The sequence below is a fragment of the Chryseobacterium sp. Mn2064 genome (genome assembly GCF_049319685.1).
Lineage (GTDB): Bacteria > Bacteroidota > Bacteroidia > Flavobacteriales > Weeksellaceae > Chryseobacterium.
Genome location: NZ_JBMOUE010000003.1, coordinates 333,642 through 345,559 on the forward strand (window position 1 = coordinate 333,642; position 11,918 = coordinate 345,559).

At 33.6% G+C, this 11,918-nt stretch carries 10 protein-coding genes; 9 read left to right on the top strand and 1 reads right to left on the bottom strand.

Annotated features, from left to right (window positions below):
- The first annotated feature begins 796 nt into the window (after window positions 1–796).
- Window positions 797–1,627: a glycosyltransferase family 2 protein gene (locus ACL9RH_RS14040; protein WP_422693995.1), complete on the top strand. Its 831-nt coding sequence runs from the start codon at window positions 797–799 to the stop codon at window positions 1,625–1,627.
- A gap of 245 nt (window positions 1,628–1,872) precedes the next feature.
- On the opposite strand, the gene ACL9RH_RS14045 is transcribed toward ACL9RH_RS14040, so the two are convergent.
- On the bottom strand, window positions 1,873–2,307 hold the full coding sequence (locus tag ACL9RH_RS14045; RefSeq protein ID WP_422693996.1) for a hypothetical protein: 435 nt from the start codon (window positions 2,305–2,307) through the stop codon (window positions 1,873–1,875).
- Window positions 2,308–2,569: 262 nt separating this feature from the next.
- Between ACL9RH_RS14045 and ACL9RH_RS14050 the strand changes: the two genes are divergently transcribed.
- From ACL9RH_RS14050 to ACL9RH_RS14085, 8 genes are all read left to right on the top strand, one after another.
- On the top strand, window positions 2,570–3,121 hold the full coding sequence (locus tag ACL9RH_RS14050) for a YMGG-like glycine zipper-containing protein (protein ID WP_422693997.1): 552 nt from the start codon (window positions 2,570–2,572) through the stop codon (window positions 3,119–3,121).
- 56 nt (window positions 3,122–3,177) lie between these two features.
- Window positions 3,178–4,815: an LIC_10190 family membrane protein gene (locus ACL9RH_RS14055; RefSeq protein ID WP_422693998.1), complete on the top strand. Its 1,638-nt coding sequence runs from the start codon at window positions 3,178–3,180 to the stop codon at window positions 4,813–4,815.
- 50 nt (window positions 4,816–4,865) lie between these two features.
- Entirely contained in the window at window positions 4,866–5,936 is a 1,071-nt protein-coding gene (gene aroC / locus ACL9RH_RS14060) for a chorismate synthase (RefSeq protein WP_422693999.1), read from the top strand.
- A gap of 17 nt (window positions 5,937–5,953) precedes the next feature.
- Window positions 5,954–6,517, top strand: a complete 564-nt coding sequence (locus ACL9RH_RS14065) for a thioredoxin family protein (protein WP_422694000.1) — start codon at window positions 5,954–5,956, stop codon at window positions 6,515–6,517.
- 10 nt (window positions 6,518–6,527) lie between these two features.
- Window positions 6,528–7,067, top strand: coding sequence for a TlpA family protein disulfide reductase (locus tag ACL9RH_RS14070; RefSeq protein WP_422694001.1), 540 nt, complete (start codon window positions 6,528–6,530; stop codon window positions 7,065–7,067).
- An 85-nt stretch (window positions 7,068–7,152) separates the two neighbouring features.
- On the top strand, window positions 7,153–7,494 hold the full coding sequence (locus tag ACL9RH_RS14075; protein WP_422694002.1) for a YkvA family protein: 342 nt from the start codon (window positions 7,153–7,155) through the stop codon (window positions 7,492–7,494).
- Window positions 7,495–7,614: 120 nt separating this feature from the next.
- Window positions 7,615–8,994 (top strand): orotidine-5'-phosphate decarboxylase, encoded by a 1,380-nt coding sequence (gene pyrF / locus ACL9RH_RS14080; protein WP_422694003.1) that lies wholly within the window; start codon window positions 7,615–7,617, stop codon window positions 8,992–8,994.
- 54 nt (window positions 8,995–9,048) lie between these two features.
- A complete protein-coding gene (locus tag ACL9RH_RS14085) occupies window positions 9,049–11,871 on the top strand; it encodes an aminopeptidase (protein ID WP_422694004.1) in 2,823 nt (940 codons plus the stop codon).
- Window positions 11,872–11,918: the final 47 nt, after the last annotated feature.

An 11,918-nucleotide genomic window follows, 5' to 3' on the forward strand; every position in this document is an offset into this window, starting at 1 on the left:
TCGTGCCAAGAATTATATTTTTCAGAAAAAAAATCAATTTATATTTCTAATTCAAAATTACACATTTCACTATTTTACTCTACTTTAATTATATTTATGAAAAAATATTTATAATTATTTATAATTAATTCAAATAACTGCAAAGGCTAAACCATATTGTTACTAATAAAATAATTTAATTTTTATTAAAAAAAACTTCACATTAGAAAAATCAATGTTCATCGTCCATTAACAAATGATTCAAAAGTGGAAAAAGCAGACAAAAATATCATTTCCCCACACAGGTATGACAAGAAAAGTGTTGGAATAAAAGAATACAAAAAAAGCCTCCATAATGGAGGCCTCAAAAAACACAAATGATGAAAAAATTTTTTATTAGAAAATAAAAATTATTCAGTTTCTAAAATAATAATCAAATTTATGTTACAATTTGTTTCTATTTTATGATTTTACTCATATTATTTTAATATTCCATTATTTTTATTAATAGTTGATTTATAGATCACATTACTACACTCTTGAAAGTCATTGATGATCTTTATTAACACTTATACTTGTCTCAATTTTAAAATCAGACATTATAGTATAGAAAAATACGTCTTCTGATAACCACTAATCAAAAATCATCTAATCCGTCAATATGCTAACATTTTCATAAACATATAATAAACCATAATAAAAATAAACAAACATAATCTTTAAAAAATATTAAAAAAATATTAAAATCACGATGACCCATGATATATTTTTCTGATATTTTATTTTATAATTTTGTTTAAAATTAATTCAAAATATTGTGATAAAATTTTCTATACTTATAGCCAATTATAATAATGGAAAGTATTTTAAGGAGTGCTATGATTCATTAATGAATCAAACGTATGGAAATTGGGAAGTAATTATTGTAGACGATGCATCTACAGACAATTCGGTAGAAATCATCAATTCATTGATTAAAGATCATCCGCAATTCAAGCTTTATCGTATACCAGTCAACCAAGGTTGTGGCTACACGAAAAGAGAATGTATGAAATATGCAGAAGGAGAAATATGTGCCTTCTTAGATCCTGATGATGCTCTTTATCCAGAAGCACTAGAAGCCACCATCCACGAATTTATTGACAAAAAAGATATTGTTGCCACTTATTCTCAAATGATGCTTTGTTATGAGGATCTTACGCCAAAAAAAGTTTACAAAAAAACGAAAGAGATCTATAACGACCGGTATTTTTTTAACTGCCCAACTCAGTTTGCTCATTTCTTCGCTTTCAAAAAGGAAATTTATGACAAAACTTCTGGCATCAACCCGAATTTAAGGAGCGCAGTAGATCAGGATCTTTATCTCAAAATATTGGAACACGGCAATATCAGGTACATCAAAGAACCTTTATATCTATACAGATTACATTCTAATGGCATTTCACAACAAAGCGCAAAGCAGAACGCCAAAGAATCATTTGCAAAAGTGATTCATGAAACCATGAAAAGAAGAGGTATCCAAAAGATCAACAATAAAATTGTTCCTGAAATCTATACCAATTCAATGGAAATTTATGAACTTCTCAATTATCAGACTCACAAATTACACCGCCTGATCAACAAAATAAAAATCTCTTTTAATATTTGATCACAAATTTCCTTCTCTTTTCTCATCATTAATAAAAAAAGACCTCCACAGGGAGGCCTAAAAAACACAAATGATGAAAAAAATCTATTTAGAAAAAATCCAAACAGAATGTTATTTAGATTGCTTTATCGTATTATCTTAACATTCGATTTCATAATAAAAGATACGGATTAAAATAAAGCAAATAATTTATTTTTCACAAGATATTCTCGTTGAGAAAATCTGTAAAGAGAGCTAAAAGAAGCTTACTCTTCCCACATAATAGGAATGTATACCGTAATATATCCTTCTGCATCTACATTGGCTTCAGAAACTGTAGCAATTACCGTTCCATAACCAACCCATCCACCTTGCCCCTGTATTCCGGAGAAAGCATATTCCCCAGCAGGAATTTCTTCAGAATACTGAGGAAGAGACTGATAACCTTCACTAAAATATAGTTCTCCTGTTGTCATATTTTTAGCAACAAAACCTCCAAGGTCATACGTTCCGGAAAGTAATTTGGTTCCGCTTTTAGAAAGAAGCCCGTAACGGATCTTAAAAGTTTGCGTCTTTGATTCATTGTGATGAACTTCCAAAGAACTTTTCATAGGAATATCAACAACATCCCTTGAAGAAAATGATGTAGCAACAGCCAGCAATCCTGCAAGAGCAGAAACTGTAAAAAATGATTTTTTCATATAATATAATTTGGTAAGTCAAATGTAACCAACTTATATGAATTGAGTAAAAATTAATAATGAACTCTATATTATCAACACGTAAATGATCTCGTGCCAATTTTCCTCAACCCGCATCAATAAAACAAATTTTATCATATTCTGTTTTTACAGCAACACTAAAACAATATATTTAACATTTATTAACTAAAATTTGGCTTCATAATTGGAAATAAAATTAAAATCAAAGCCGTTTTGGTTTAAGCTTATTAAAATTTGAATTATGAAAAAGATAGTATTAGCAGGATTTTTATCCGTTTTTTTAGTAACGGCCTGCAAGAAAGATGACAGAACAGCTGAGAAGTCTCTGGAAGAGCAGAAGCTTGAATTCCAGGCAAGACAGCTTGACATAGAAAGACAGAAACTTGCCATTGAAAAGGAAAAGCTGGTGTACGAAGCTCAAAAAAAAGCAGACAGTATATCGGAAAGTAAAAAGGCAAAAGCAATTGCTGAAAGTAATTCAAAACCAAAAGTAATACGAGAAACAAGAACTGTATACAGAGACAGAAGTTCTAATGCCAGCTCAGGAGGAAGCAATGGTACATATGCCGATAACGGAAGCGGAACCTCACAAACAGCTAACAAGAAAAAAGGCTGGAGTAAAGCAGCCAAAGGAACTGTGATTGGTACCGTAGGTGGAGCTGCGGCCGGAGCCTTGATCGCTAAGAAAAACAGAGGATTGGGAGCTGTAATTGGCGGTGTTGTAGGAGGCGCTACGGGATATACTATTGGTAGGTCTCAGGATAGAAAAGACGGAAGAGTACAACCACGTTAAGAATAATTTTTCATCATAGAATATAAAGATTGCTTATTTTTAGGCAATCTTTTTTTATGATATTTATTCTTTTATCTTCCATTTTAATGATTTCGGTCTTAGCAGGCTGGGGCAGAATTATGGAGAAAATCTCAGGATACAAGCTGTTTCCAGGTATTTCCGGAAAAGCTCTTCTTGGAATATTAGGAATAGGAATTTTATGGACGAGTATTTCTTTCTTTACTCCCATCAATATAGTATTAGAAATTCCAACGGTGACATTGGGACTTATCTATTTCTTTAAAGACAAACTGTACGAAGATTTTTATCGTTTCTCAAAAAAAGAATATTATCTGGGTGCAGTTTTGCTAATGGCTATTTTACTGTTAGGATCTTTTCATCCTTTTATATTGGATCATTTTGGTTATTATGTTCCGACCATTGAATGGATTAAAGAATATGGCCTGATCAAAGGAATTTCCAATCTGGATCTTACGTTGGGACAAATGTCGATCTGGCATATTTTTCAGGCAGGATTTTCAAATTTCTCAGATCCATTTTTAAGAATGAATGCGGTTTTACTGATCATTTATTCCTTTTATAGTATTGAAAAAAAAAGCTGGATCCATCTATGTTTTTTACCCATTTTACTACTATTCTCACAATCGCCGAGTCCGGATCTTCCAGTTATTATTTTTTCTCTTATCATTTTAGACGAAATACTTACGGGAAATAGAAATACTCTGTTTTTGTTTGCTTATTCAACTTTTGTATTGGCTATAAAACCAACAATGATCTGGCTTCCGATATTGGTTTTTCTAAACTCTATTGTTGCTTTCAAACCAAGTTTCAAAAAACTTCTTTTCGGAATAGGCATTCTTTGTTTATTCTTCCTTAAAAATATATGGACGTTTGGCTATCCTATCTTTCCTGTAGCCATAGGAGATCTGGGTGTGTTATGGAAACCTAATCCAGAAGTATTAAAAATATCTTCTCAGTTTGCCGTACAGAAAACTTATGATATGCAATATTCTTATCAAGAAATTCAACAGTTTTCAACGGGGGATTATATAAAAAAATGGTTTACGCTTGAGGGAATTAAATCTAAAATCAATAGTATTTTCATACTGAGTTTACTGGCTTTTATTGTGTTTACGTGTTTCAAAAGGAAGAAAATTATCACTTTAATCTGTATTTCGATTGTTATAAAAAGTGTGCTTATTCTATTTTTTTCTGCCCAATACCGTTTTTTTATAGATGTATTCTTTGTCATCTTTTTGGTATCCTTTCATGAGTATTTTACCAAAAGAAAATCAATCATTGTTTTTTCACTTTTCAGTATGTTGATTATTTCAGTTCTATCTTTTCCGGGGCTTATCCAAAAATATATTCCAAGTTTCAGATTGGGAAATTTTATGACAGGGTTCAAAAAAGAACAGCTTTATAAACCCTCTATCTACGAATACCATAAATTTAATAGCTTTGAAGTCGGGAATTTAAAATTCAACGTTTCCAAAGACTATCCTTATAACTTTGACACTCCCCTTCCTGCTATTTCTGAAAGCTATATTTCAGATGATATACAAGCAGGAATCTTCCCACAACTTATAGACAAAAACGACATCCGAAAAGGATTTATCTGGAAAAGAATGACTTCTGATGAGAAAAAAGAAGCTGAAAAAGCGATCTATAATATCAAAAACACCGATAAATAGAACAAATCCAGAAACTTTATTATATGGAGAAAAAAAGGTAATTTTGTACTATGTTCAACACATTAGGTAATCTTCTTAGTCTTACAACATTTGGAGAAAGTCACGGAGTGGCTTACGGCGGTATCATCAATAATTTCCCGGCAGGTTTAACGGTAGATCTCGATCAGGTTCAATATGAGCTGAACCGAAGAAAACCAGGCCAGTCAGCAATCGTTACACAAAGAAAAGAAAGCGACACAGTAAAGTTTCTTTCAGGGATCTTTGATGGCAAAACTACAGGTACTCCTATTGGTTTTATCATAGAAAACGAAAATCAGAAATCAAAAGATTATGACCATATTGCAGGTGCATATCGTCCTAGTCATGCAGATTTTACTTATGATCAGAAATTTGGTTTCAGAGACCATCGTGGCGGTGGAAAATCTTCTGCAAGAGAAACAATGAACTGGGTAGTAGCTGGAGCTTTGGCCAAACAGCTTTTGCCTAATATTGAGATCAATGCTTATGTTTCTTCCGTAGGTGATATTTTCTGTGAAAAACCTTATCAGGCCTTAGATTTTTCTAAAACTGAAAGCAATGATGTACGTTGCCCGGATGCTGAAACGGCAGAGAGAATGATCTCCAGAATCAAAGAAATTAAAAAAGAAGGAAACACCATTGGGGGAACTATTACCTGCGTGATCAAAAACGTTCCTGTAGGAATTGGTGAGCCTATATTTTCTAAGCTTCAGGCTGAACTTGCAAAAGCAATGCTTAACATCAATGCCTGCAAAGGTTTTGAATATGGAAGCGGTTTCTGCGGTGCTAAAATGACTGGAAAAGAGCATAATGATGCTTTCAATACAGATTTCACCACAAAATCTAATCTTTCCGGAGGAATTCAGGGAGGTATTTCCAATGGAATGGATATCTACTTCCGTGTTGCTTTTAAACCTGTAGCAACGATTTTAAGACCTCAGGACAGTATTGATAAAGACGGAAATGCTGTAGTGGTAGAAGGAAAAGGACGTCATGATCCTTGTGTGGTTCCAAGAGCTGTTCCTGTAGTGGAAGGTCTTGCAGCATTTGTTCTGGCTGATCTGTTTTTGATCAATAAAACAAGAAATATCAATAATTTTTAACATAAATATTTTTGGTAATGAAAAATTACTGGGATAAAGGAATTTCTTTTGAAGAATACCTTCAGATTGCAAACGAAAGATTACAGAATCCTGCCAATGCACAGGAAGCTGATTATAAACAATACTACGAACTTGGGCTTCAGAGAATGGACAGAACGGTGAAAAAATACGTTCCTAACGAAGATCAGCTGAAAGAATTAGAAGACAAAAACTTTGACGGAAAGATTTTAATCATCTCCGAAGCGTGGTGTGGTGATGCCAGCGCTACTGTACCTGCTCTTTTCAGATTTTTTGAAGGCCACAACGAGGTTCGTGTATTTTTGAGAGACAGTGATAAAAGCTTAATCAACCAGTTTTTAACCAATGGTACAGAATCTATCCCTAAAGTTTTAATTCTGGATAAAGATTTCAATGTAAAAAATTCATGGGGCCCACGTCCGAAATATGGCTACGAGCTTTTAATGAAATACAAAGCAGATCCGGAAGCATATCCAAAAGAAACGTTTTACAACGATCTTCAGATATATTATGCCAAAAACAGAGGAAAGGATGCTGTTCAGGAAATTTTAGATCTTCTATAAAAAGTGGAATATGAAAAAGAATATCATTTATCTTGCATTAGTGGTTATCATTGCAGTGGTAGCATTGGTTCCGGGAATAAGGAATAAACTTCAGGAGCTATTTTTTCCTGTTGCAACCATTGAAAATGCAGTACACATCAGCGAAAATGATTACGATATAGAATTAAAAGGAATCAATACGCCAAGTACCAACCTTAAAAATTTTAAGGATAAAGGTCTTTTCCTGAACTTTTGGGGAACCTGGTGCCCGCCATGCAGAAAAGAATGGCCTTCTATTCAGAAACTGTATGATTCCAGAAAAGATAATGTAGATTTTGTACTCATTGCGATGAATGATAAGGAAGACGATATCAGAAAATTTTTGAAAGAAAACAATTATACAGTTCCGGTATATATTGCACAAAGTCCTATTTCTGAAAAAATTCTTCCAAGAGTTTTTCCTACGACTTTTCTTTTAGACAAAAACGGAAGAATCCTCATTAAAGAAGATGCTTCCAAAGATTGGAATACAGAGACTGTGCATCAGTTCATTGACAATATTATCAAATAATTTTTTTAACTAAATTTTATAATTTATTGGTACAGGATTTGTGAAATTTATAGCGTTGAAAAATTTATTTAAAACCAAACACAAAATGAAATATTCAAAATTAAATCTTGCAAAAGAAGCTATCAATCACAAGGGCTTTGTTAAAAAAATCCCTGACATTTTCAGAATGGTCAGAATGTGGAGAAGAGGAATTTATCCTATGAAATCCATCGACATCATTCTTCCTTTACTGGGAATCATGTATGTCATCTCTCCTATTGACCTGCTTCCTGAATTCGCAATCCCTATACTTGGAGTAATGGATGACTTGGCAGTATTGTCTTTAACCATTCCTAAGCTCATCAAAGAGGTAGACAAGTTTCTACTGTGGGAAGCTGAACAAAAATACAATGGCAATCAAATAATTGAGGCCGAAATCATAAAATAATAGTTTATTATATTGAAAGAACCATCCTGGGACATCCAACGGTGGTTTTTTATATAAATAGACGATAAATTTTTAAGCCTTATTTCAAATCCTTAAATTTGCAACATCTAATAAAAAATAATGGAAAGTAAAAAAGAATTCTTCTTAGAGTGCTACAAGCTAGGCATCATCAAATTCGGGAGGTTTACCCTTAAAAGTGGTATTGAAAGCCCTTTTTATGTAGACTTAAGACCGTTGGCTTCTGATCCTAAAATCTTAAAAAATCTTGCTAATTATTTATTGGAAATGCTTCCTTTGGATAATTTCGATTTAATATGTGGAGTTCCTTATGCTGCTCTTCCTATGGCAACCGCGATGTCTTTGGAAAGCTATATTCCGTTAATTATTAAAAGAAAAGAAGCAAAAAGCTACGGAACCAAAAAATTGATTGAAGGAATCTATCAGAAAGGTCAAAACTGTCTTTTGGTAGAAGATGTGATCACATCAGGAAAATCTCTACTGGAAACCATCCCGGAAATAGAGCAGGAAGACCTGAGAGTTTCTGATATTGTAGTGGTTTTAGACAGAGAACAAGGTGGAAAACAGCTTCTGGAAAGCAAAGGCTACAGAGTACACACGCTTTTCAATATTTCGGAAGTATGCGATATTCTTCAGGAAACTGGAGAATTGTCTGATGAAGAAGTAAAAAGAATTCAGGATTTTCTACAGGGAAACCATATTCAGTTTGAAGAAGAAACCAGATCTACTTACGAACAGAAACTTCAAAATGCACAACATTCTGTTTCTAAAAAATTACTGGAAACAGCTTTAGCCAAAAAATCTAACCTTATTGCATCTGCAGATGTTACCACTACTCAGGAATTATTGGATTTTGCAGAAAAAGTAGGACCACACATCATTGCTTTAAAAACGCATATTGATGTTATTTCAGATTTTGAATACGAAAAAACAATTACCCCTTTAAAAGCCATTGCTTCTAAACATCAGTTTTTACTAATGGAAGACAGAAAATTTGCTGATATCGGAAATACACAGGAACTTCAGTTTACCAGCGGTGTTTTCAAAATTACCAATTGGGCAGATTTTGTAACCTCACAGGTAATCGGCGGATTTGACTCATTAGATTGCTTCCATAATGTAGGAGTTGTAGCGATCATCGGAATGTCTTCCAAAGGAACGTTAACGACTGCCAGCTATCGTGAAGAAGCTTTAAAAGTGGCCCAGTCTCACCCTAACGTTATTGGAGGTGTATCTCAGAATAAACTTCCGGAAGAACTTTTATTATTCACACCGGGAGTTAATCTTGCAGATTCGGGAGATGGTAAAGGTCAGCAGTATAATACACCTGAACACGTTTTCAAAACTCTTCATACCGATTTTATCATTGTAGGAAGAGGAATTTATAAGTCTGAAAATCCTGAAGCCGCAGCGATAACTTACAAAACAGAAGGCTGGAACGCTTATATTAATTCTTTAGAAAAAAAAGCAATTCAAGGGTAAAAATCTTATAAAGTATATACAAAATAAGCTATATTTGGCTTTTATCACGAATATTTGAAAAAGTTCAGCATTTGTCTTATTTTGTTTTGGGGAGTTGTACAGGTTTCTGCACAGAAAGACAGCATATATATTGAAGCTAAATTGTCTTCTGACAAAAAGAACCTTGAGGTAAATCAGGAAATTGTGTATTACAATCATTCCGAAAAAGACCTTCATACCATAAAGCTTCTAAATTGGGTTTCCGCCTACAACAAACGCGGAACCTCTTTAGTCTACAGAAAACTGGAAGACCGAAATAATGATTTGCATTTTGCAAAACCCAACCAGCTGGGGAAGATTCTCGAACTGAATATTAAAAATGCAGACAACGAGATCATTCCTATCAGCACCATTTCAGATGAAAATCTATTCATTCCTCTGAAACAGGTATTAAAACCTGGTGAAAGGGTCACTTTAAAGCTACAATACCGGATGCAGCTTCCTGATAAGAAATTTACAGGATACGGAACATCTCCTCAGAATACAGTATTAAAATATTTCTTTATTGTTCCGGATCATTTTGATCCGGACAATATTTCTAAAAGAAACTATCACGATATTGAAGAACCGGTTAGTTTCAATACTTCATGGAGCGTCAATTTTGATATCCCCATTGATACTTTTGTGGAAGGAAATCTTTCTCAGATACAGATGAATTCTTTCAAAGGTGATCTGGATACAGATCCCGAATTTTTGATCTCCACGAATGTATATCCTTCTATAAAAACCAATATAGACGGAATTGACACCGAAGTAAAGTTTGGATATAATCTTAAACCGGAAGAAAAACAAAATCTGGAATTTTATCTTCCTTTACATTTAAAATTCATTAAAGAGAAAATAGGTTCTCTTCCGAAGAGTATTTTTATTTCTGATAAATTCAGGGCTAAAGAAGATTTTTTTGGAAACAACGACATCACTTTCTGGAAATTCAGATTCCCGCTGTTCACAGATGCTGAAAAAACAGACCTTGACTATTTTGGAATCATTGCCAAAAAAGTTTTGGATGATAACATTATTGCAGATAAACAAAAAAATCACTGGTTCAAAAACGGACTCAAATCATATCTTGAAATTCAGTATCTAAAAAAGTTTTATACCAATACCAAGCTCTTAGGAACTCTTCCCGAAGCAAAAATATTCGGAATAAAGCCGTTGAAAATTTTTCATGCTTCCAAGGTAAAACTGTTGGACCGCTATGGACTAGCCTATCAATATATCATGCTTCAAAATCTTGATCAGAAGATTGATGAAGAATTTCCTGTTTTGAGTAATTTTAATGATATGGCTATCAGCAGTTTTGAAACGGGGAGCCTTTTCAGTTATTCGGCAGACAAGATGGGATATGAAACCTTTAATGACATTGTTAAAAATTATATTTCACAAAATTCCGGCAAAAAAATAAATCCTGAAGAATTTCTAACGGCACTTTCTGAAAAAAACAAATCAAACAGCTATCTATCCAACTTTTTCAAACAGAAAAACAGGGTAGATTTCAAATTGAAACACATCAGAAAAGAAAATGATTCTTTGCAGATCAGAATTGCAAAAAATACAGATGTAGCTATTCCCGTAAAACTGGAAACAGAAACCAAAGACGGTGAAAAAAAAGAATATTGGATAGATACCGAGGAGAATCAGAGTATTACCAGTTTATCTCTTCCTGCTTCGGACAATATTTACAAAATAACGTTAAATAATGGTTATATTTTCCCTGAATCTAATTACAGAGACAACTTCCTGTATGCAAAAGGTTTGTTTTCCAACGCAAAAAAAATTAAGCTAAAGCTTTTAAAAGATATTCCAGATCCGGAATACAACGAAGTGTATATCAGCCCAAGAGTACGTTTTAATAATACTTATGACAAATTTCTTTTAGGTTTTAATCTAAAGAATCAATCTTTTTTTGATCAGAAATTTTTGTATTCCGTAACTCCTACTTATAGTACAGGAACAGGAAAACTGACGGGTTCAGGAGCTGTCTCCTACTCTTTCTTACCTTCTGAAAGTATTATAAGAAGTCTGACTTTTGGGGCGTCCGGGGCTTATTTCCATTATGATTATGGGTTGGCTTACAGAAAAGGAACATTGTCTTCATCTATCAGTTTCAGAAAAAATCCGAGAAGTACAGTGAGCAGAGGTATAGGTCTTTCTTATAACTATTTTGAAAGAGATCTCAGTCCTCTCATGGTTGCAAATAACGATTACAGCAAATATAATCTATGGAGTATCGGATATGGCTACAGCGACAGTCAGATGATTCATGAAAAAAGTTTCAGTCTGAGTACACAGGGAATGGAAGATTTCAACAAAATAACGGCTGAAGGTTTTTACCGATGGGAATTTGCTCCTAAACAAAAACTGAGTGTCCGTTTATTTGCAGGATATTTTCTGAGAAATGATACCCGAACCGACCTTTTCAATTATGGAATTTCCAGAGTTTCCAACTATTCTTTTTCCTATACTCTTTTAGGGGAAAGTGCCAGCAGCGGGCTTCTTTCACAGCAGTTTATTCTTGCAGACGGTGGTTTTAAATCGTTTCTCCCCGGAACGGTCAATCAGTGGATTACCTCTGCAAATGTAGATTCAAGTATTTGGAAGATATTCCATGTTTATGCTGATGCAGGGATTTATAAAAACAAAAATCTTCCGGCTAAATTTATTTGGGACAGTGGAATTAAGGTAAGAATTATTCCCGACTTTTTAGAAATTTATTTCCCCATACAATCTTCTCTTGGTTTTGAGCCTGCTTTTAAAGATTATGCAAAGCGTATAAGATATACGTTGGTACTTAACTTGGGATCCATTATTAATGCTGCTAGAAGAGGATGGTATTAAAAGGATAAAAAATAAAATATTTGAGATGATAAATCTATTCCATTGAT